General features: G+C 34.1%; 21 protein-coding genes. 11 read left to right on the top strand and 10 right to left on the bottom strand.

Features of this window, described 5'->3' with window-relative positions:
* Positions 1-16 precede the first annotated feature (16 nt).
* From ACFWV9_RS03865 to ACFWV9_RS03855, 3 genes are read left to right on the top strand one after another with little or no spacing between them, the layout of a single operon-like run.
* Complete coding sequence (locus ACFWV9_RS03865; RefSeq protein ID WP_411893923.1) at positions 17-1,378, top strand: tetratricopeptide repeat protein; 1,362 nt, start codon at positions 17-19, stop codon at positions 1,376-1,378.
* Positions 1,379-2,170: a DUF4292 domain-containing protein gene (locus ACFWV9_RS03860; RefSeq protein ID WP_411893922.1), complete on the top strand. Its 792-nt coding sequence runs from the start codon at positions 1,379-1,381 to the stop codon at positions 2,168-2,170. It abuts the gene before it with no gap.
* Positions 2,170-3,393, top strand: coding sequence for a murein hydrolase activator EnvC family protein (locus ACFWV9_RS03855; RefSeq protein WP_411893921.1), 1,224 nt, complete (start codon positions 2,170-2,172; stop codon positions 3,391-3,393). Before ACFWV9_RS03860 ends, ACFWV9_RS03855 begins: the two co-directional genes overlap by 1 nt.
* 58 nt (positions 3,394-3,451) lie before the next feature.
* Here the strand turns inward: ACFWV9_RS03855 and ACFWV9_RS03850 are convergent, their stop codons facing one another.
* The 3 genes from ACFWV9_RS03850 to ACFWV9_RS03840 are packed head-to-tail and all read right to left on the bottom strand — an operon-like array spanning position 3,452 to position 5,226.
* Positions 3,452-3,670 carry a DUF6515 family protein gene (locus ACFWV9_RS03850; RefSeq protein WP_411893920.1) on the bottom strand — a complete coding sequence of 73 codons (219 nt, stop codon included), beginning with the start codon at positions 3,668-3,670 and terminating at the stop codon, positions 3,452-3,454.
* Positions 3,671-3,722: 52 nt separating this feature from the next.
* The gene (locus ACFWV9_RS03845; RefSeq protein ID WP_411893919.1) at positions 3,723-4,232 is read right to left on the bottom strand and encodes an acyl-CoA thioesterase; all 510 of its coding nucleotides are present in this window, start codon (positions 4,230-4,232) and stop codon (positions 3,723-3,725) included.
* 55 nt (positions 4,233-4,287) lie between these two features.
* Positions 4,288-5,226 (bottom strand): SPOR domain-containing protein, encoded by a 939-nt coding sequence (locus tag ACFWV9_RS03840; protein ID WP_411893918.1) that lies wholly within the window; start codon positions 5,224-5,226, stop codon positions 4,288-4,290.
* Positions 5,227-5,332: 106 nt separating this feature from the next.
* On the opposite strand from ACFWV9_RS03840, the gene dprA reads away from it, so the two are divergent.
* Positions 5,333-6,436, top strand: a complete 1,104-nt coding sequence (dprA, locus tag ACFWV9_RS03835; protein ID WP_411893917.1) for a DNA-processing protein DprA — start codon at positions 5,333-5,335, stop codon at positions 6,434-6,436.
* Here dprA and ACFWV9_RS03830 read toward each other — a convergent pair.
* Together ACFWV9_RS03830 and trpS are read right to left on the bottom strand one after the other, a co-directional pair.
* Positions 6,429-6,596, bottom strand: coding sequence for a hypothetical protein (locus ACFWV9_RS03830; RefSeq protein WP_411893916.1), 168 nt, complete (start codon positions 6,594-6,596; stop codon positions 6,429-6,431). The genes dprA and ACFWV9_RS03830 overlap by 8 nt on opposite strands.
* 17 nt (positions 6,597-6,613) lie before the next feature.
* Positions 6,614-7,585: a tryptophan--tRNA ligase gene (trpS, locus tag ACFWV9_RS03825; protein WP_411893915.1), complete on the bottom strand. Its 972-nt coding sequence runs from the start codon at positions 7,583-7,585 to the stop codon at positions 6,614-6,616.
* 93 nt (positions 7,586-7,678) lie between these two features.
* Here trpS and ACFWV9_RS03820 point away from each other — a divergent pair, with 93 nt between their 5' ends.
* On the top strand, positions 7,679-8,419 hold the full coding sequence (locus tag ACFWV9_RS03820) for a lysophospholipid acyltransferase family protein (protein ID WP_411893914.1): 741 nt from the start codon (positions 7,679-7,681) through the stop codon (positions 8,417-8,419).
* Between the two features lie 88 nt (positions 8,420-8,507).
* Here the strand turns inward: ACFWV9_RS03820 and ACFWV9_RS03815 are convergent, their stop codons facing one another.
* From ACFWV9_RS03815 to recA, 4 genes are all read right to left on the bottom strand, one after another.
* On the bottom strand, positions 8,508-10,094 hold the full coding sequence (locus tag ACFWV9_RS03815) for a hypothetical protein (protein ID WP_411893913.1): 1,587 nt from the start codon (positions 10,092-10,094) through the stop codon (positions 8,508-8,510).
* A 1-nt stretch (position 10,095) separates the two neighbouring features.
* The gene (locus ACFWV9_RS03810; RefSeq protein WP_411893912.1) at positions 10,096-10,641 is read right to left on the bottom strand and encodes an RNA polymerase sigma factor; all 546 of its coding nucleotides are present in this window, start codon (positions 10,639-10,641) and stop codon (positions 10,096-10,098) included.
* Positions 10,642-10,665: 24 nt separating this feature from the next.
* Entirely contained in the window at positions 10,666-11,079 is a 414-nt protein-coding gene (locus tag ACFWV9_RS03805) for a hypothetical protein (protein WP_411893911.1), read from the bottom strand.
* A gap of 99 nt (positions 11,080-11,178) precedes the next feature.
* Positions 11,179-12,183, bottom strand: coding sequence for a recombinase RecA (recA, locus tag ACFWV9_RS03800; RefSeq protein WP_411893910.1), 1,005 nt, complete (start codon positions 12,181-12,183; stop codon positions 11,179-11,181).
* 387 nt (positions 12,184-12,570) lie between these two features.
* Between recA and ACFWV9_RS03795 the strand changes: the two genes are divergently transcribed.
* The gene (locus tag ACFWV9_RS03795) at positions 12,571-13,638 is read left to right on the top strand and encodes a rhodanese-related sulfurtransferase (RefSeq protein ID WP_411893909.1); all 1,068 of its coding nucleotides are present in this window, start codon (positions 12,571-12,573) and stop codon (positions 13,636-13,638) included.
* A gap of 31 nt (positions 13,639-13,669) precedes the next feature.
* On the opposite strand, the gene ACFWV9_RS03790 is transcribed toward ACFWV9_RS03795, so the two are convergent.
* Positions 13,670-15,070: a peptidoglycan DD-metalloendopeptidase family protein gene (locus ACFWV9_RS03790; protein WP_411893908.1), complete on the bottom strand. Its 1,401-nt coding sequence runs from the start codon at positions 15,068-15,070 to the stop codon at positions 13,670-13,672.
* A gap of 195 nt (positions 15,071-15,265) precedes the next feature.
* Between ACFWV9_RS03790 and ACFWV9_RS03785 the strand changes: the two genes are divergently transcribed.
* The 5 genes from ACFWV9_RS03785 (at position 15,266) to ACFWV9_RS03765 (ending at position 20,743) form a co-directional block, all read left to right on the top strand.
* Complete coding sequence (locus ACFWV9_RS03785; protein ID WP_411893907.1) at positions 15,266-16,450, top strand: stage 0 sporulation family protein; 1,185 nt, start codon at positions 15,266-15,268, stop codon at positions 16,448-16,450.
* Positions 16,431-16,931, top strand: coding sequence for a gliding motility lipoprotein GldH (locus tag ACFWV9_RS03780; protein ID WP_411893906.1), 501 nt, complete (start codon positions 16,431-16,433; stop codon positions 16,929-16,931). The genes ACFWV9_RS03785 and ACFWV9_RS03780 overlap by 20 nt, the downstream gene beginning before the upstream one ends.
* 10 nt (positions 16,932-16,941) lie before the next feature.
* A complete protein-coding gene (locus ACFWV9_RS03775; RefSeq protein WP_411893905.1) occupies positions 16,942-19,293 on the top strand; it encodes a penicillin-binding protein 1A in 2,352 nt (783 codons plus the stop codon).
* Positions 19,294-19,386: 93 nt separating this feature from the next.
* On the top strand, positions 19,387-20,088 hold the full coding sequence (locus ACFWV9_RS03770; protein ID WP_411893904.1) for a CoA transferase subunit A: 702 nt from the start codon (positions 19,387-19,389) through the stop codon (positions 20,086-20,088).
* A 1-nt stretch (position 20,089) separates the two neighbouring features.
* Positions 20,090-20,743, top strand: coding sequence for a 3-oxoacid CoA-transferase subunit B (locus ACFWV9_RS03765; protein WP_411893903.1), 654 nt, complete (start codon positions 20,090-20,092; stop codon positions 20,741-20,743).
* The last annotated feature ends 101 nt before the right edge of the window (positions 20,744-20,844 follow it).

Genomic DNA, 20,844 nt, shown 5'->3' with positions numbered 1-20,844 from the left:
ATAGACAAAATGAAAGGTGAAATCTACTAAATACATATTTATATTTCTTGTTGGTGTTTTTTTAACACCACAATTTACTTTGGCTCAAGTTGACTTTAATAAAAGACCTGATGATGATTTAGGTAATGTTGAAGATGAATTCCAAGAGCACTTTTTTGAAGCTTTAAAACAAAAGGGTATTGAAAATTATGATCGTGCTGTAGATGCGCTTCAAAAGTGCCTAAACCTAGACAGTAAGCAACCCGTAATTTATTTTGAATTAGGTAAAAATTACAATAAGCTAAAAAACTATGGAGCTGCAGAAGACGCATTGAAAAAGGCAGTAAGCATGCAACCCGATAACGAATGGTTTTTGGATGAGCTATACGATGTTTATTTTCAACAAGACGATATAAATAATGCTATTAGAACTATTAAACAGCTAGTTAAGTACCATCCTGATTATAAAGAGGATTTAGCCTCGTTGTATGTGCGAGAGAAAAGATATAAGCAAGCATTAGATATATTAGACGAACTAGATGAGCAGTATGGATTAAGTGAAGCGAGGGATGCTATGCGAAATGATATTTATAGTATCACTGGGAACGCAGATGATCGTATTGAAAATCTAGAACAACGTATTGCTAAAAACCCTAATAATGAAGAGAACCATTTAAAATTAATATATAGATATAGCCAAACTGGTGATAAAAAGAAGGCCTTCAAAGCAGCTAAAAATCTATTGAAGATTAAGCCAGATTCTAAGTTTGTACACTTAGCGTTATATAAGTTTTATTTACAAGAAGGAGAAGTAGACAAAGCTATTAATTCCGTTAAGATTGCTTTAGCTAGTCCAGAAATAAACACAGATGCAAAAGCAAAGGTGCTTAAGGATTTTGTGAGTTTTGTATCAAAAAACCCAGAATATGAATCTGACCTTGTAGAGATAACCTCACAAGTAGATGATAATAAAGATGCTGAAACACATAGCGATTTGGGTCAATACTATCTCAAAGCAGGAGACAAGGTAAAAGCATTGGCAAACTTTAAAGAGGCCCTAAAACAAGACCCTAACGATTTTAAGTTAATTAAAGACATATTGCTTTTACAATTAGACATGAAAGATTTTGAATCTGTTGTGACAGAAAGTAATGAGGCTTTAGAATTGTATCCTGCACAACCTATTCTATATTTAGTAAATGGAGTTGCTAAAAATCAATTAGGTCAGTACGAAGAAGCAATAGAAAGTCTTGACACTGGCGTTGATTTTCTAATTGATAATCCTAACATGGAAGCCGATTTTTATTCAGAATTGAGTATTGCCTATAAAGCTTTGAATAATATAACTAAATCCGAAACGTTTGCTAAAAAGGCACAGGCTATTAAAGCACAACAATAAATGAATTTAACACAAACATATCGATTTTTCACTTCAATCCTTGTAGTTGTAGGATTTGTTTTAACCGTAGGTTGTAAATCTGCTAAGAGTGTTATGGCTTCGGGAGAAGCAAGTGATCAACTTTCTGCTAAGCAGGTCATCAAACAACATCAAAAAACAGATGCTGACTTTAAAACTATGCAGGCCAAAGTAAGAATAGATTTAAGGCAAGGTCAAAAAGAACAAGGCTTAACTTTTAACTATAGAATGGAGAAAGACAAAGCTATTTGGTTAAGTGCACCTTTGGGACTTGCTAGGATGATGATTACTCCAGATAAGGTAAGATTTTATAACAAACAAGACAACGAATATTTTGACGGTGATTATGCCTTACTGAGTGATTTTGTTGGCGTGGATTTAGATTTTAATAAAGTTCAGAATATTCTATTGGGCCAAGCCATTTATAACCTAAAAGAGGAGCCTCATAAAGTTTCGGTTTCTGAAAACTCTTACGCATTACAACCAAAAGACCAAAACGCATTGTTGGAGTTATTTTACTTAATTAACCCATCACATTTTAAGATGGATAGCTTACAGTTATATCAACAATTAAAGAAGCGTTTTTTACAAGTAGATTATGCCTCTTACCAAGAAGTAAAATCTCAAATACTTCCAAAGGATATAAAAATAATAGCAGTAGAAGATTCAGATGAAGTAGGTGTTTCTTTAGAATTTAAGTCTGTGTCTATTAACGAAGCAGTTAGATTTCCATTTAAAATTCCCGCTGGTTACAAAGAAATAGTGATTAAATAATGACTATCACCCGCACATATTTTTTTATCCTATTTAGCATATTTCTTTCACTAAATTTTGTAGGTGCTCAAAGCACAAAACAAAAATCATTAGAGGCAGAAAGGCAACAGAAACTTAAGGAAATAAAGCAAATCAATGCCTTATTGTTTTCAAACAAAAAAGAACAAAAATCTGTAATTACACTTATTGAGGATATAAATTATAAAATTAGTGTTAGAAAAAACCTCATTAGAATCACTAATGAGCAAGCCAATTTACTGACTCGTGAAATAAATGCCAATCAAAAGGAAATAACAAGTCTAAGAATACAATTACAAGAGCTAAAAGACGATTATGCGGCTATGATTGTGAAGTCATATAAAAGTAAATCTGAGCAAAGTAGAATAATGTTTTTACTCTCCTCCGATAACTTTAAACAGGCTTATAAAAGACTACAGTACTTAAAACAATATACAGATTACCAAAAGGAACAAGGTGAAGCTATAAAAACTAAAACGGCAGAGCTTCAAGAATTAAATATTAAACTAACGCAACAAAAGAAAGACAAGCAAAAATTAGTTGAGGAAAATAGGAATGCCAAGCGAAAGCTAGAAGACGAATTAAAAAACCGAGAGGTTTTAATGGCATCTATAAAGGCTGATATGAGCAAGTTTAATGCACAAATTAAGAAGAAAAGACAGGAAGTTAGAGCGCTAGATAAAGAAATAGACCGTCTTATAAGGGAGGCCATTGCAGCGTCTAATAAAAAAGCAGGTAAAAAAACATCTACAGGAAAATTTGTGTTAACACCAGAAGCTAAAAGGTTGGCTTCAAATTTTGAATCAAATAAAGGCAAATTGGGTTGGCCAGTCTCTCGAGGTGTAATAAAAGGAAAATTCGGAAGGCAAAGGTCATTAACGGATAATACAGTCACACAAAATTACAAAAGTATTTATATAGCTACAGAGCAAAATGCTGAGGTTAAATCTGTGTTCAATGGTGAGGTTTCAGGAATTCTTGTTGTTAAAAATGGTAATCCAGCCGTAATGATAAGACATGGTAATTATTTATCGGTTTACTTTAATATGGCCAAGATATATGTAAAGAAAGGAGATAAGGTTTCAACAGGAGAAACTATTGGCCAAGTATTTACGAACAGAATAAAAGGAGAGACCTTACTTGGATTTAGAATTTATAAAAACGATCAGGTTATTAATCCAGAACCTTGGTTGTCTAAATACTAAAAAAATTCCCCAACAAGATGTTGAGGAATTTTTCAATCAAACTAACTCAAACTAAAATTTAAACACGTACTACCACAAAGCCACCTCTGGTTTTTCTATGGTGCCTACCATTAAAAAAGTAGTAGCGTTTTCCGTTAACAAGAACAATTTTATATTGTCTTGGTAATTTCTTTACTACGGTTACGGTCGCTGGTTGTTTTACAACCACTTGTCTTGCACAGGAGGTTGTGCTTAATGCGAAAACAAAAACTAAGGTATAAACTAGGTATCTCATCATTAATAAATTTGATTTAATGATAAGACTGAGAATTAATAAAAAGGTTTAATAGCTACTCAAAAATGGCTTTTAATTCTGTAGCATCTTGTGGCTTCATCTTACCGGCAAGTACAAGGCTTAACTGCTTTCGTCGCAATGCACCATCAAAGCGTTCTTTTTCGAGATCTGTTTCTGGTATTAGCTCCGGGACTTTTATTGGTCTTCCAGTTTCGTCTACTGCAACAAAGGTATAAATGGCCTCATTGGCTTTAATACATTCGCCAGATTCTCTGTCTTCAATCCAAACGTCCAGGTAAACTTCCATAGAAGATGAGAAAGCACGAGACACTTTAGCCTCAACGGTAACAACACTTCCTAATGGAATAGCTCTATTAAATGCCACATGATTTACGGAAGCAGTAACTACAATACGTCTAGAATGGCGTCTTGCCGCAATACTAGCGGCTCTATCCATACGTGCTAATAACTCACCACCAAATAAATTATTGATAGGATTTGTTTCACTTGGTAAAACTAGGTCTGTAACAACTGTTTTAGAATGAAATGCTGTTTTAGGTTGCATAAAGTTTCAAAATTTGTGCAAAGATAAGGTCCTTTATCTAAATAAGAGGTAAAGGTTAATCTAATTTCTTTATCAATAACCAAGCATCACGATTATGCTCACGACGAATTTTGTAGAGTGCACGTTGTGCTTCCGTCCTTGTTTCAAAACTAGCGTAAACCACTTCATGTAATCCGTAACGGTTAGCACCAATTTTTCTTGCTTTATAGCCTCTAGCTTTTAGTTGCTTAACCTTTTTGTCAGAATTTGACTCTATTCTAAAAGCACCAGCAACAATATGGTAATTACCACTTTGCTTTTCTAATGATAGTGTAGCCGCTGGTAATGGATTGCTAATGACAAAAGTCGCCTCCTGTACTTTAGCATCTAATTGTGCATTAGCTTCTTGTTGGGCAAGCTGGTTATGGTTTTCTATACTATTATTATAATAGTTGTAACCAAAATAACCGCCTAATCCTAAAACTAAGACTGCAACTGCAGCATATTTTAACCAATTGGAATTGGAACGCTTTTCTGGAGTGATTGCAATAGGTGTTGTTGCCTCCAATTCTTTAACCTTCTCTTTGTGTACTTCACGTACTACAGAATCAGTTGTAAAATGAGATAAGCCGAATGCATCGGTTAAGTAGTTGATATGGCTAGAAGGGTCAAATACAATCTTACCCTCACTATTTAGTATAAGTTCACCAATGTTATCAAACTGAATCGTTTCACCCTCTATTAAATAAGATTTAATAGAACGCACTTGCTTTGATACACGTTCTAAGGCATTGTTATAAGGTATCTTTTCTACCTCAGCAATATAGTTGGCCAATAAGCCATCGTTATTTTGTAATTGTTCGTTAAAGGACAATACTTTTTTAGGCGGATAAAATGTATGTGTAGATTCATGCACTTTCGCAGAAACCCGATTGGTTAAAAAAGCACCAAAGCCAGGTACTGTAACACAATCGTATCGGTATAATAGATCACTTATGTATGTCTCTATCTGCATAGAAACAAAGTTAAAAATTTTTAAATGGGATTAAAATATGAAGCTATTTAGTTATTAACATCAGAAAAATTTAGTTTATTGCATTCTACTATTCAGCAAACTACCAATGACCGAACAACAATTAATTTATGCTTTAGCGCTTCAACATGTGCCCAAAATTGGTGCAACTACAGCCAAGAAGCTAATTAATCACTGTGGTACTCCTGAAGCTGTTTTGAAAGAGAAGAAATCTGATCTTTTAAAAATAGATGGTATTGGTACTGTAACAATCGAAGGTCTTTTCGATTCCATACATAGAGAAGAGGCTGAGCAAGAACTAAGGTTTATTAAGGACAATAATATCAATGTTCACTATTTTACAAGTGATTCCTATCCTGAGCGACTAAAGCATTGTATTGATGGACCAATAGTGTTATTTCAATCTGGTAATATTAACCTTAAGGAACAGCGCATAATTAGTATTGTTGGCGCGCGTAAAATTACCATCAACGGAATAGCATTTTGTGAAAAGTTGGTAGAAACGCTTTCACCCTACAATCCCGTTATAGTTTCTGGCTTTGCATATGGTACAGATATTACAGCTCAAAAAGCAGCGGTAAAAAACAATTTGCAAACCATTGGATGTTTAGCGCATGGCTTAAATCAGATTTACCCCAAAGTTCACAAAAAGTATGTTGCAGATATTGAAAGACATGGCGGATTTTACACCGATTTTTGGAGTACCGATAATTTTGATAGAAACAATTTTTTAAAACGCAATAGAATTATTGCAGGCCTTTCTGAAGCTACTATTGTTATTGAATCAGCAGAAAAAGGAGGAAGCTTGGTCACAGCAGACATAGCAAACTCATACAATAGAGATGTATTTGCTGTTCCCGGAAGAACTACGGACAGTCAAAGTGTGGGGTGCAATAACCTAATTAAACAGCAAAAAGCTCATTTGTTATCTACTCCTTTGGATGTACCTTACTTATTAAATTGGCAACTTGAAACAAAGGAGAAACCAACCGTACAAAAACAACTTTTTGTAGAATTAGATGATAATGAGAAAATCATCTATAATTATTTAAAAAATAAAGACAAGGAGCTTTTAGATGTAATTGCCTTAGATTGTGAAATTCCTAGCTATAAAATCGCAGGTCTACTTCTCAATATGGAATTAAAAGGTGTTGTTAGGCCCTTACCTGGTAAGTTGTTTGAACTTATTTAGTTCTATTTATTGAATTAAAAATCACAATTATACAGGCAATAATAATTGCAATGGCAGCGTACGCTATCCAGTCTACCTTTTTGGCATCTATTACTCTTGAAATGATTAACAAAATCATTGCAAGAATAGTTAATAGTGGACTTATCAATTCCTTTTTCATTGTATAACAACTATAATCTAATACCCAACCTTTGCCCTAACACGTTTCAGTACACCATCAGCCACAACTTTAGCTTTGACGGCACCTTTAGCTAAAGCAGCATCTATTTCGTTGAGATTGTCCATATAATAGTTGTAGCGTTCTCTTGGTTCTGCAAATCGCTCTAACATAAGTTCGAAAAGAGCCTGTTTGGTGTGTCCATAACCATAATTACCACCTTCGTAATTTGCTTTCATAGCTTCAACCTCAGTTTCACTAGCCATTATATTATATAACGCAAAACAGTTGCACGTTTTCCAATCCTTAGGATCTTCAAGAGGTGTACTATCTGTTTTAATGGACATAATTTGCTTGCGCAACTTCTTTTCAGGTAAAAATATATTTATAGTATTGTTTTTACTCTTACTCATTTTGGCACCATCAGTACCTGGAATTAACATAGTGTCTTTCTGAATGTCTGCTTCAGGTAATACAAAAGTTTCTCCACCCATTTTTGCATGAAAACGAGACGCAACATCACGCGTCATTTCAATATGTTGCTCTTGGTCCTTACCAACAGGGATTATATCAGAGTCATATAATAAAATATCAGCTGCCATTAACATTGGGTAGGTAAACAAACCACCATTAACATCATCTAAACGATCCGATTTGTCCTTAAAACTATGTGCTAGTTCTAAGCGTTTGAATGGGAAGAAACAGTTTAAATACCAAGCCAGCTCAGTAACTTGTGGTACGTCACTCTGTCTGTAAAACACTGTTTTATCTATATCTAACCCAAAGGCAAGCCATGTTGCTGCGGTAGAATAGGTATTGTTACGCAACACTTCGGCCTCCTTTATCTGTGTTAGTGAATGTAGGTCTGCAATAAATAAAAAGGAGTCATTTGCATCATCCTTAGCTTTTTCAATAGCTGGGATGATGGCACCTAATATATTACCCAAATGCGGTGTTCCTGTACTTTGAATTCCTGTTAGTATTCTTGCCATGTCAACATCCTGTTATCTCAGGATTTCTTTTTATTGTTAAACGAAGAGCAAAGATAATTTTTTTAAAGGAACTATTTAATTAGTTTTGAAGCTATGGCAATAATAAAATATCCATTTTGGATTTTATACAGAGTGTGGTTTTATGTGCTTGTAGCCTTGCCTATAATCCTATTATTCCCATTACTTCTTATTTCTATCTCTAGAGAGCAGTGGTATCCATTTTTCTTTAAACTTGCTCGCTTTTGGGCGAAGTTTATTCTAATAGGTATGGGTTTTAACTATAGGATTACTAGAAATCAAAAACCAGACCTTAAAAAGAGTTATATGTTTGTTGCCAATCACACGTCAATGGTAGACATAATGCTAATGTTGGTTTCAGTTAAGAACCCTTTTGTTTTTGTTGGCAAAAAGGAATTGGCAAAAATTCCGCTTTTCGGATTCTTTTATAAACGAACATGTATATTAGTAGATAGGAGTAGTCCTAAAAGTAGACAGGCCGTATTTTTAAGAGCGCAAAGACGATTAAAGCAAGGGTTAAGTATTTGTATTTTTCCAGAAGGAGGTGTGCCTGAAGAACATGTAGTATTAGACAGTTTTAAGGATGGAGCATTTAGATTAGCAATTAATCACCAAATCCCAATTGTGCCAATGACATTTTATGATAATAAAAAACGATTTTCATATACCTTTTTTAGTGGTGGACCAGGTAGAATGCGCGCAAGGATTCACAAATTTTTATCCACGGAGGGATTAACTATTGAAGACACAAAGACATTAAATAAAGAAGCTAGAAGTATAATTTGGGATGAATTACACAAACCATTAAAAACATAAAAGCTACCCTAACCACGAGTAGCTTTTGTCATCATTGCATTCATCATTGCTTTCTGTATTGCAATAACCTAACCTAACTTAAATTTACCTAAAACTTAAAACTTAATCCTGTATACACTCCAACAAAGAATGGTCTAAAATTACCAGATGTATTATTGAATGTATTCAGTTGATACTTGAACGTTGGTTCAAGATTAAAATTCCATTTTTTAGACAGGCTGTAATCTAAACCTAGTCCAAAATTCGCACTGAAACTAGTGCTATTTATATTGTTTGCTTCACCTATAAGAGTAGAGCTTCCATTTATGTCTGCATAAATTTCATTTTCACTTAAGAAAAACGTACTAAATCCACCGATGAAGTTAATTCCAAATCGTTTGTCTATTAATCTATACTCTAATTCTAATGGCACTTCTACAAAACCAAATCTTTGATCTAAATCTCCAACAAATTGTGTATTAAATGCCTCTGGCATTGTTGCCCTATTAATCATAGAAGTACTAACTAATGAAACCGATTGTACACCATTACTTAAATCTAAATTGCTCATTTGAGCATTTACCCCTCTTGAGACAGCATCTGCACCAACGAAACCAATTACATCTGACGTAGTATAATTAAGATTTACTCTATTAACGCCAGCTCTTACTTTCAGTTTGTTAGAAATAGCATATGAACCTGCAATACCATAGCTCATATTTATATCGCTACTCTTAGAGTTTTGATTAAATTGGCTATGAACAGGAGAGCCTTGACCTAAAGAACTAAAATAAACAGGTGCAACATTAGGTGCTATGCTCCACCTGTTCTGCTTATCCTTTTCTTTTTCATTATTGACTTTATCGTTTTCTGCTATAGCATCTTCTACAGACTGTTTATTTAATTCTTCAAATATTGAAATCGCATCTTCATTTTTCTCATTTGAAGTTGTATTATCTTTCAATTTATTGCCGGTTTCATTGGTATTATTTTCAACAACGGCATTATTAGATTTCTCTAACTCATTTTTAATAACATCTTTCATTTCAGTATTTGAAATGGTACTTGAGTTGTCGATCTGCTCTTTATTTTTATTATCATTAGTATTTGAAGCAACTTTTGTTGTCGATTTGTTATCAACGCTATCTAAAAGCTCATTACCAGTTTTAGATGTTTTTGGTTGTTGAGTATTATTAGAGTTATCAGCAACCTTAGTGTTTTGCGATTTACTTGATGTAATATTATTGATTAAGCCCTTATCGTTTTCAATTTTAGTATTGGCCTCTTTCTCTGATGCACTATTAGATTTTTCAGTATCTACATTTGCAACTTTTGAAGAGCTTTCATCTATAGAATTAAGTTCTTGTTGCTTGGTATTAACTTCGTTTGTATCCTTATTTGTTGTGTCCTCAGATTGTTGAGAGTTGTTTTCATCTCCAATATCCTCAACATCTACAATAGGTGTGTTTTGATTGTCATTACTATTATTGTCAAACACAGATACTCCAACCGTTAATAATAAAGCAATAACAGCAGCTACACCACCAATTTGCCACCATAACGCGATTACTCTGCGCTTTTTCTTTTTATTTGGCAAACTCTCACTGATACGGCCCCAAACCGCATCATTTGGCGTAACTTCAAAATCCTTAAACTTTTCTTGAAAAAGCCTATCTATGTTTTTCTTATTACTCATTTTATATTGATCGCGAATTTAAATTCGCTTTATAATCTTCTATTTTTTCTTTTAAAATCATTCTGGCTCTTGCCAGGTTAGATTTTGAGGTTCCTGTTGAAATATTTATCAATTCACTAATCTCGATATGAGAGTAGCCATCTAATACATACAAATTAAAAACCAATCTATAGCGATCCGGTAATTCTTGTATAATCTTTAATAAAAAATCTATACCTACATCACCATCATTAATCTCTACACTTACATCTTCTATTCGTTCTTCATTAACTATATCAAATACTCCGGCACTATCTCTATAGCGTTGCAATGATGTATTAATCGCAATTCGTTTTAACCAACCTTCAAAAGAACCTTTATTATTGTACTGATTTATTTTACTAAATACAGTTATAAATGCGTCATGCAGATTATCCTCTGCCTCGGCATAGTTTTTAGAATACTTAAGACAAAGCGAAAATAATTTACTTGCAAACTGCTTGTATAATTGGCTTTGTGCTTTAGCATCTTGTTTTATACAATTATTTATGAGTTGCTCTAAACTCACATTTTTCCGGTAATTAATTAATAATTATTGTACTACTGGTACTTCTACCAAATAGTACAGGTCTTGTCCGTTACTATCTTTGCCCTGATAAAACTTAAAAATGTAGGTTTCGGTTCCTGTTACAGAGAATTCAAAACTTACAGTTACTTCTCCAGATTGTTGTGCACAATCAAGATTAGTATATACAGAGTTAACAACTGCTATGGTTCGTTCGTGCCCATCTATATCGTAGGCAAAATTATTAAACGCATAACAAAATGTAGGGCGCGTATAGGTTAATAGAATGTCATAGGTCTCACCATATACAAATTCCTCTGGCATTTCTACAGAATCAATTGGCATTACTTCAAGGTAATAAGACGCTTCATCATCATCTTCAAGACTGCATGAGTATAAAAATGAAAACAGAATTACAGCTATTAAACCAAACCTTTTCATAAATAATTTTAATCAATTACATACTGTAGATGTAGAAAACCCCAAAGGGTTGCGTCTTAAAACAAAAAAATCCTGAATTTTTTCAGGATTTATATTTACTTAATTAGAATCATTAATGAGTGCCCTCACTTTTTCTTCTAATTCATCCATTAAATCCGGATTATCTTTTATTAGAGATTTTACAGCATCTCGTCCTTGGCCGAGTTTAGTGTCTTCGTAACTAAACCAAGAGCCACTTTTCTTCACAATGTCGTGTTCTACGGCCAAATCAAGTATCTCACCAACTTTAGAAATACCTTTACCATACATAATATCAAATTCTGCAAGTCTAAATGGAGGAGCAACTTTATTTTTAACAACTTTAACTCTGGTTTTATTTCCCATTACATTACTGTTGCTGTCTTTTATCTGAGTTGAACGTCTAATATCCAAACGTACAGAAGCATAAAATTTAAGTGCGTTACCACCTGTTGTTGTCTCAGGATTTCCAAACATCACACCAATTTTTTCACGTAATTGATTAATAAAAATAACCGTACAATTTGTTTTACTTATAGATGCCGTTAATTTTCTCAAGGCTTGCGACATTAAACGCGCATGAAGTCCCATTTTAGAATCACCCATTTCACCTTCAATTTCACTTTTTGGCGTCAGTGCTGCGACAGAGTCAATAACAACAATATCAATAGCACCAGATCTAATTAAATTATCAGCAATTTCTAAAGCTTGTTCTCCATTATCAGGCTGAGAAATAATTAAATTATCAATATCTACATCTAAATTCTCTGCATAGAATCTATCAAACGCATGTTCTGCATCAATAAAAGCGGCAATACCACCAGCTTTTTGAGCTTCTGCTATGGCATGTAATGTCAAAGTAGTTTTACCAGACGATTCAGGGCCATAAATTTCAATTACCCTACCTCTTGGATAACCACCAACACCCAATGCAATATCTAATCCTAATGAACCAGAAGAAATGGCATCTACATCTTCGATCGCCTGATCGCTCATTTTCATTACAGTTCCCTTCCCATAAGCCTTATCTAACTTGTCCAGAGTTAATTTTAAAGCTTTTAATTTTGCGTCTTTTTCACTACTCATTTATTCTAATTTCTTAATTAATTGAACATCAAAAATACCACTTATTTTAATTATTTCAATTTTATGACGCAACCATTTTACACTTTTTACATCTACTAAATGAAAAAGGAAATAATTGCTATGAAAACCTTTTAAAAAGTTGGGATAAGTCTTTTAAAAATTTTCTACTTTTTAAACAAACCAAGTTAGCAAAGCATTAGGTGTTTCAGCTACTGTATTGAGACGGTAGCTGATAGCCGATGTAGATTAACCTTTTTAATTAGTTTTAGTTATAGTTAGTTAATCTAAGGAAAGCACTTTGATACTTTAAGGTGCTTTTTTTAATGCCGTTAAACCAAAATACATACCTTTGCATTTTATTCTTTAACCTTAAAACATTAGTATAGCATGCAACTGTACAATAACTTAAGTGCTAAGGAAAGAGCGGAGTTAATTGAAAAAGCCGGAAAAGAACGCTTAACAATCTCTTTCTACAAGTACGCCAAAATTGGCAATCCAGAAATTTTTAGAAATCACATGTTCTTGGCTTGGGATCCATTAGATGTCCTGGGCAGAATTTATGTGGCTAATGAAGGTATTAATGCACAGCTTTCTGTACCAGCAGATAATTTTGAGGCATTTAAAAACCACCTTGACACAATTTCCTTTTTAGAAAATGTAAGATTAAATATAGCGATTGAGCATGATAATTTTGCTTTCTTAAAATTGAAAGTAAAAGTCCGTCATAAAATTGTTGCTGACGGCTTAAATGATGATTCATTTGATGTTACCAACAAAGGCATTCACGTTGATGCAGAACAATTTAATGAACTCATTGAAGATCCTGCTACTGTACTGGTTGATATGAGAAATCACTACGAAAGTGAAATAGGACATTTTAAAAACGCTATAACACCAGATGTAGATACTTTTAGAGAATCTTTAGATTTAATTGAGGAAGATTTAAAAGAACATAAAGAAGATAAAAAACTTGTTATGTATTGTACGGGTGGTATTAGGTGTGAAAAAGCCAGTGCCTACTACAAGCATAAAGGGTTTAAAAATGTATATCAGTTAGAAGGTGGTATTATTCACTATGCAAGGCAAGTTGAATCAAAGGGCTTAAATAATAAGTTCATTGGTAAAAACTTTGTATTTGATCAACGTCGTTCAGAACGCATTAGTGAAGATGTTATTGCGAATTGCCATCAATGTGGCAAGCCAGCAGATTTACATACTAACTGTGCTAATGAAGCTTGTCACCTATTATTTATTCAATGTGATGAATGTAAAACTAAAATGGACAACTGCTGTTCTACAAATTGCCAAGACATTATAAAATTACCTTATGAGGAGCAAAAGGCATTACGAAAAGGGCAAGGCAATAGTAATGATATCTTTAAAAAGGGTAGAGCAGATCATTTACCATTTAAAAAGGATTTGAGAAACATTTTCGAAACATTAAAACCACAATAAAAAAAGGCTCTTGAAAAAGAGCCTTTTTCTGTTAGTTTTTAATAAATCTATGGACTTCGGATTCTCCAGATTCACCATTTAATGACAGAAAATATAGTCCCTTGGAAATATTAGTTAGGTCAATACTTTCAATTCCAGATGAATTTTGATTACTAATTTCTAAAATAGACTTACCTGTAACATCTATAATAGTTGCACTTGTAATTTTTATCGTAGTATCAATGTTTAACACGTCTTTAGTTGGGTTTGGATATACTGATGTTGTTTCTAGGGTTTCATCTTCAATACTTAAAGCACCAACATTATAACTGTGAGTTACAGTTTCTCCATTATAAGTAGCTTCCCATTTCCATTCACCTGCAATATTTGCAATGGATGTCCATCCTCCCCAATATGAGGAATAATAATTATTAGTAAGATTAAAATCCCAATTATATAAATCAGTATTGTCTGGTCTTATAACCCTTAGATTAACTATAGTACCAGCGACTTGATCTCTTAAATAAATGAAATGAGTAACGGTTTCATTAAGATCAAATTGATTCTTTATGTTGGTGGTTTCAGAAGTTGGGCAATTTGGAAAAACTGGACTTGCCGAATGGGTCAATACAGCGTTAATTCCCGGACTATTGTAGGGTCTTTGTGATTGCCACCAAGTTTCGGTATTCATGGAATTGCATGTTCCGCTATAAGGATCAACCAGTTGGGTATAGGTTGCATCAGTCCACACCTCAAAATGTAAGTGAGGGCCTGTTGAAACTCCAGAGCTTCCCATTATACCCAAAAATTCACCTTCACTAACCATGTCACCAATATTTTTGGTGGTTAAAGATCCATTTTTTAGATGTCCATACCATGCAATACTACCGTCGCTATGTTGAATATACACCGCATTCCATGGCGTTGTTGTATTAAAATCACAACTACGATCAAAGTTTCCATCACTTTTAGCAATTATTTGCCCTGGAGCACCAGCAATAATCTCAACTTGATCATTGTCCATAGCATACCATGAAAACGGCCAAATATAAACATCTAAGCCTCTATGATTATATCCGCTTGTTGTATCGTATGTTCTTGTACCACAATTATAATCCAATAACGAATTTGGTGCTGTTGCATCATGATCTACATAATTAGAGATTCCCCAAATTTCATTATAATCGACATGAGATGCCTTTTGTACTGGCCATATAAATAAAGGGTGTGTACCTCGATTTGTATTGTTGTATGCCAATCTATTTTGAGATCTTAAAAGTTCAATACCATTAGACGTTTCATCTTCTATAAAAGTGCGTTGTTGGTCAGTAACACAGGGTTCTTGAGATGGATTAAAAGTGTATTCTCCACCATTTGGTTCTTGTAATGGGTTCTGGGAAAAACAAAATGTTAGTCCTATTACCAAGCTTAAAAAAGTAATTATTGTTTTCATATCTATAATGGTTGATTTTTATTACATCGTAAGGGCAAAAAAATGTGAGCATTTAATAAAAATGCTTCTACTAAATAAATAGTAAAGAAGGGGAAAATCACTTCTAATTTACTAAATAAATAATACTATCTTTACTTTTTAATTATGAATCCTTCATCTAGATTAAAAATCTAGACTTAAGATATATTATTTTTTATGGCTTGTAACAGTTGCTCAACTGGTAAAGACGGTCAACCAAAAGGATGCAGAAACAACGGAACTTGCGGTACAGATAGCTGTAATAAACTCACTGTTTTTGATTGGTTGTCTAATATGTCATTGCCTAACGGACAAGAACCTTTTAAAGGTGTAGAAGTACGTTTTAAAAATGGCAGAAAGCAATATTTTAAAAACACTGAAAATCTTACATTAAGCATTGGTGATATTGTCGCCACTCAGGCTAAATCAGGTCACGATGTAGGTATGGTAACTCTAACAGGTGAATTAGTTAGAGTGCAATTGAAGCGTAAAAAAGTAGATATTGATGATGAAGAAAATGTTCTAAAGATTTACCGTAAGGCTACTCAAAAGGACATAGATGTATGGTCAGCTTCGAGGGACAAGGAAGAGCCAATGAAAGTAAAGGCTCGTCAATTTGCCATTGACCTTAATCTTAAAATGAAAATTTCTGATATTGAGTATCAAGGTGACGGAAGTAAAGCCACATTTTTTTACACTGCAGAGGAACGGGTAGATTTTAGAGAATTGATAAAAGTCTTTGCACGTGAGTTTAGAACGCGTATAGAAATGCGCCAAGTTGGTTTTAGGCAAGAGGCTGCAAGGCTCGGTGGTATTGGCTCTTGTGGGCGAGAATTGTGCTGCTCGACATGGTTAACGGATTTTAGATCCGTGAGCACATCAGCCGCTAGATACCAGCAATTGTCTTTGAACCCATTAAAGTTAGCAGGTCAATGTGGTAAGCTAAAATGCTGTCTTAACTATGAATTAGATGCTTATTTAGATGCGCTTAAAGCATTTCCTAAAAATGATACAAAACTATACACAGAAAAAGGTACTGCAGTTTGCCAAAAGACAGATATTTTCAAAGGGTTAATGTGGTATGCTTATGAGGGAGAATGGATGAATTGGCACGTAATTACTACAGATCAAGCCAATGAAATAATAGAGAAAAATAAGAAAAGAGAGAAAGTTGCAAGTCTGGAAGAATACGCTGCAGACCATATCCAGGATACTAAAAACGAGTTTGAAAACGTTGTTGGTCAAGACAGTTTAACACGTTTCGATAGTCCAAAATCCAATAGAAAACGTAAAAACAATAGGAAGAAAAGAAATCGAAACCGAAATAGAAATCAAAAAACAAATGCAAAAAAGAACTCTTAGCGCTTTATTAGTTATAGTTTGTTTTTTATTTGTAGGATGCGATTCTAATGCAGTTTATGATGTTTATAAATCATTGCCAAATCAATGGCACAAAGATTCCCTAGCAAGTTTTAAGATACAAGCGCCAGATACAACTAACACATACAATTTATATGTTAATGTTAGAAACACAAATGATTATAAATACAGTAATTTGTTCTTAATAGTTGAATTAAATTACCCTAACGGTAGAACTATAAAAGACACGTTAGAATATAAAATGGCAAAACCAAATGGAGAATTGTTAGGTACAGGTTTCACTGATATTAAAGAGAATAAACTTTGGTACAAAGGTTACGATTCATCATTTAAATTCACTGAAGAGGGAGATTATCAAGTAAATATACAGCATGCCATGAGGCAAAGCGGAAATGTCAATGGTATAGTTAATTTAGAAGGTATAACAGATATTGGTTTTCGTATAGAATCTGCTTTAAATTAAGTTTACAATTATGGCAAAAAAGAAAACAACACAAAAAGATAAAGGTGTATTAGATTATTCAAAATATACACGCTGGTTTTGGATTTTGTTTACAGGAGGAATTTTAGCATTTATTCTTTTATTTCTATTTGCTTCTTGGGGATTATTGGGTGAAATGCCAGACCATACGAGACTAGAAAACCCTGAAACCAATTTAGCCACTGAAATTATTTCTTCTGATGTTAAAACTTTAGGGAAATTTTATTTCAATGACAATAGAACACCAGTAGGGTATGAAAATTTACCTAAGCATCTAGTAGATGCATTGATTGCTACAGAAGATGTTAGATTTTATGACCATTCAGGCATTGATGGTAGAGGTACATTGAGAGCGGTTTTTAAAGCTGGTACAGGTGGAGGCGCAAGTACAATATCACAGCAATTAGCAAAGCAATTATTTACGGATCAAGTTTCAAAAAATAGATTGGAACGTGCACTGCAAAAGGTAAGGGAATGGATAATTGCAATTAGATTAGAGCGACAATACACTAAAGAAGAAATTATAGCCCAGTATTTTAATATATATGACTTTGGGAATAATGGTGATGGGATACGATCAGCTTCGAGAATTTATTTTGGCAAAGAACCACAAGATCTTGATTTGAAAGAGTCGGCAATGTTAGTGGGTATGTTTAAAAACTCTTCATTGTATAACCCAAGGAGAAATCCAGTAGGAGTTAAAAACAGAAGAAATGTTGTGTTGGCTCAACTTTATAAGTACGAGTTCATTACTGAAGAGGTGAAGGATTCGCTTCAGGCTACAGATCTTGATTTAAATTACTCTCCAGAATCACATAGGGAAGGTATTGCTACGTATTTTAGGGAATATCTTAGAGCATTCATGAAAGATTGGGCAAATGATAAAAAGAATAGAAAACCAGACGGTAGTAAATACGATTTATATAGTGATGGTCTTAAGGTATTTACCACAATAGACTCACGAATGCAAGCTTATGCAGAAAAGGCAGTTGAATTGCATATGCCAAGACTTCAAGCAGAATTTGATCATCAAAATTCACCAAAAAGAAATCCAACAGCACCATTTTTAGATTTGGAAAAATCAGAAATTGACAAGCTGCTGAGAGATGGAATGCGTCGTGGGGAACGATGGAGAATATTAAAGGCTCAAGGTAAATCCGACAAAGAAATCGAGGCTTCTTTTTACGAACCACTAGAAATGACAGTTTTTAAATGGATTGACGGAAAGGCAGGTGAGGTAGACACGGTTATGAAGCCTATCGACTCAATGCGTTACTATAAGTCATTTTTAAGACCAGGTATGATGTCAATGGATCCAGAAACTGGCCATGTTAAAGCATGGGTAGGAGGTATGGATTATAGACATTTTAAATACGATATGGTTAAGCAAGGAAAGCGACAAGTTGGTTCTACATTTAAACCATTTGTATATGCTACAGCTATAGACCAATTACAGATTTCCCCTTGCGATTCTTTTCCTAGATCACCAATTACTATCGAAGCAGAGAAGTATGGAAACCCAGAACCATGGACGGTTGAAAATGACAACGCAAATTATTCAGGTGTTCAAACATTAAAAGATGCTCTCGCTACTTCTACAAATACAGTTACAGCCAGACTAATGAATGAAATCGGACCTCAACCTGTTGTTGAGATGGCTAAGAAACTTGGTATAGAACAAGACATATTACCAGTACCCGCAATAGCATTAGGAACACCAGATATAAGTGTTTATGAAATGGTAGCAGCCTATTCTACATTTGCTAACAAAGGGGTTTATAATAAACCAGTAATGGTGACAAGGATTGAAGATAAAAATGGTACAGTACTTTATCAATTTACACCGGAGAGTAAGGATGTTTTAAGTGAAGAAGTAGCATATGTTACCGTAAATTTAATGGAAGGTGTAACCCAAGGAGGTTCTGGTACAAGATTAAGACATAATTGGGCCGTTAATCAACCAGAGTACAAGGAAATTATTACGGGATACCCATATGAATTCGATAACCCAATTGCGGGTAAAACAGGTACGACACAAAACCACAGTGATGGGTGGTTTATGGGTATGGTGCCTAATTTGGTGACTGGAGTATGGGTAGGTGCAGAGGATAGAGCTGCACATTTTGAAACAATTACTTACGGTCAAGGAGCGTCTATGGCCCTACCAATTTGGGGTTTGTATATGAAAGCTTGTTATGAAGATGAAACTTTAAACGTCTCGAAAGATGAATTTGAAGAACCTTCAGACTTATCAATCAATATAGATTGTTCTGTGGTGTCCAAAGATGAGGAGCCAGATGAAACTGATAATATGGATGACATTGAAGACTTCTCAGATTTTTAAAAATTCAGATTCTCTTTTCAATATTTTTTAGCATAGTTTTTCTGTGAAAATAGACCATAGTTTTGTAATTTTCATGTAACTAAATAGTGTTTCATGATTAACAAAAAAGTAGTTGATATTACTGTAGCTTTAAAAGGAGTTTCTGACAATATGACCTTTATGTTTGGAGGATTTGGACTTTCTGGAATACCAGAAAATTCAATAGCTGAATTGGTTAAACTCAATGTAAAAGGTTTAACATGTGTTTCTAACAATGCTGGGGTTGATGATTTTGGCTTAGGACTACTTCTTCAACAAAAGCAGATTAAAAAAATGATATCCTCTTATGTAGGTGAAAATGACGAGTTTGAACGTCAAATGCTTTCTGGTGAATTGGAGGTTGAGTTAATTCCCCAAGGCACATTAGCAGAAAGATGCAGAGCTGCCCAAGCCGGATTTCCTGCATTTTATACACCAGCAGGATATGGTACTGAGGTTGCTGAAGGTAAAGAAGTACGAGAGTTTGATGGAAAAATGCATGTTTTAGAATATGCCTTTAAAGCAGACTATGGCTTTGTTAAAGCATGGAAGGGTGATACAGCAGGAAACTTAATATTTAAAGGTACAGCGAGAAATTTTAATCCCAATATATGTGGTGCCGCAAATATTACTGTAGCTGAGGTTGAAGAATTAGTGCCAGCAGGTGAACTAGACCCAAACCAAATACATATTCCTGGAATTTTTATTCAAAGAATATTTCAAGGAGCACATTATGAGAAACGCATAGAACAACGAACAGTAAGACAACGTCATTAATATGTTAGATAAAAACGGTATAGCTAAGCGTATTGCTAAGGAGGTTAAAAACGGCTACTATGTTAATTTAGGCATTGGTATACCAACATTAGTTGCCAATTTTGTTAGAGATGATATTGAGGTTGAGTTTCAAAGTGAAAATGGGGTATTAGGTATGGGTCCATTTCCTTTTGAAGGAGAAGAAGATCCAGATGTTATAAATGCTGGTAAACAAACCATTACGACGCTGCCTGGCGCAAGTTTCTTTGATTCTGCCATGAGCTTTTCCATGATAAGAGGTAAACATGTTGATCTAACTATATTGGGAGCAATGGAAGTTGCCGAAAATGGAGATATAGCCAATTGGAAAATACCTGGTAAAATGGTTAAAGGCATGGGTGGAGCAATGGATCTTGTTGCAAGTGCCGAAAATATTATTGTTGCTATGATGCACACCAATAGAGCAGGTGCATCAAAACTTTTAAAACGATGTTCCTTACCATTAACAGGAGTTGGTTGCGTAAAAAAAATCGTGACAAATTTGGCTGTTATTGAGGTATCACCTGTTGGATTTAAACTATTAGAACGTGCGCCAGGTGTTACTGTAGACGAGATAAAAAATGCTACTGAAGGCAAATTAATTGTGGACGGTGAAATACCTGAAATGGAATTATAGGAACTACAAGAATCCAATTAGCAATATTGAATACAGTAATGTATAAAATGTAAGATAAATCTTCATCTCCATTGTCAAAAGTTAAAATATTGTGTATTTTA

The organism is Winogradskyella sp. A2, assembly GCF_046762865.1.
In the GTDB taxonomy this organism is placed as follows: Bacteria; Bacteroidota; Bacteroidia; order Flavobacteriales; family Flavobacteriaceae; genus Winogradskyella.
This window is presented reverse-complemented; position numbering and strand designations above follow the sequence as displayed.

Coding starts and splice junctions, on each gene's coding strand:
- ACFWV9_RS03850 (WP_411893920.1), bottom strand. CDS start 3,670: ATGATGAGATACCTAGTTTATACCTTAGTTTTTGTTTTCGCATTAAGC.
- dprA (WP_411893917.1), top strand. CDS start 5,333: ATGACCGAACAACAATTAATTTATGCTTTAGCGCTTCAACATGTGCCC.
- ACFWV9_RS03805 (WP_411893911.1), bottom strand. CDS start 11,079: ATGAAAAGGTTTGGTTTAATAGCTGTAATTCTGTTTTCATTTTTATAC.
- ACFWV9_RS03765 (WP_411893903.1), top strand. CDS start 20,090: ATGTTAGATAAAAACGGTATAGCTAAGCGTATTGCTAAGGAGGTTAAA.
- ACFWV9_RS03770 (WP_411893904.1), top strand. CDS start 19,387: ATGATTAACAAAAAAGTAGTTGATATTACTGTAGCTTTAAAAGGAGTT.
- ACFWV9_RS03820 (WP_411893914.1), top strand. CDS start 7,679: ATGGCAATAATAAAATATCCATTTTGGATTTTATACAGAGTGTGGTTT.
- ACFWV9_RS03855 (WP_411893921.1), top strand. CDS start 2,170: ATGACTATCACCCGCACATATTTTTTTATCCTATTTAGCATATTTCTT.
- ACFWV9_RS03795 (WP_411893909.1), top strand. CDS start 12,571: ATGCAACTGTACAATAACTTAAGTGCTAAGGAAAGAGCGGAGTTAATT.
- ACFWV9_RS03785 (WP_411893907.1), top strand. CDS start 15,266: ATGGCTTGTAACAGTTGCTCAACTGGTAAAGACGGTCAACCAAAAGGA.
- ACFWV9_RS03845 (WP_411893919.1), bottom strand. CDS start 4,232: ATGCAACCTAAAACAGCATTTCATTCTAAAACAGTTGTTACAGACCTA.
- ACFWV9_RS03830 (WP_411893916.1), bottom strand. CDS start 6,596: ATGAAAAAGGAATTGATAAGTCCACTATTAACTATTCTTGCAATGATT.
- recA (WP_411893910.1), bottom strand. CDS start 12,183: ATGAGTAGTGAAAAAGACGCAAAATTAAAAGCTTTAAAATTAACTCTG.
- ACFWV9_RS03840 (WP_411893918.1), bottom strand. CDS start 5,226: ATGCAGATAGAGACATACATAAGTGATCTATTATACCGATACGATTGT.
- ACFWV9_RS03775 (WP_411893905.1), top strand. CDS start 16,942: ATGGCAAAAAAGAAAACAACACAAAAAGATAAAGGTGTATTAGATTAT.
- ACFWV9_RS03860 (WP_411893922.1), top strand. CDS start 1,379: ATGAATTTAACACAAACATATCGATTTTTCACTTCAATCCTTGTAGTT.
- ACFWV9_RS03790 (WP_411893908.1), bottom strand. CDS start 15,070: ATGAAAACAATAATTACTTTTTTAAGCTTGGTAATAGGACTAACATTT.
- ACFWV9_RS03815 (WP_411893913.1), bottom strand. CDS start 10,094: ATGAGTAATAAGAAAAACATAGATAGGCTTTTTCAAGAAAAGTTTAAG.
- ACFWV9_RS03780 (WP_411893906.1), top strand. CDS start 16,431: ATGCAAAAAAGAACTCTTAGCGCTTTATTAGTTATAGTTTGTTTTTTA.
- trpS (WP_411893915.1), bottom strand. CDS start 7,585: ATGGCAAGAATACTAACAGGAATTCAAAGTACAGGAACACCGCATTTG.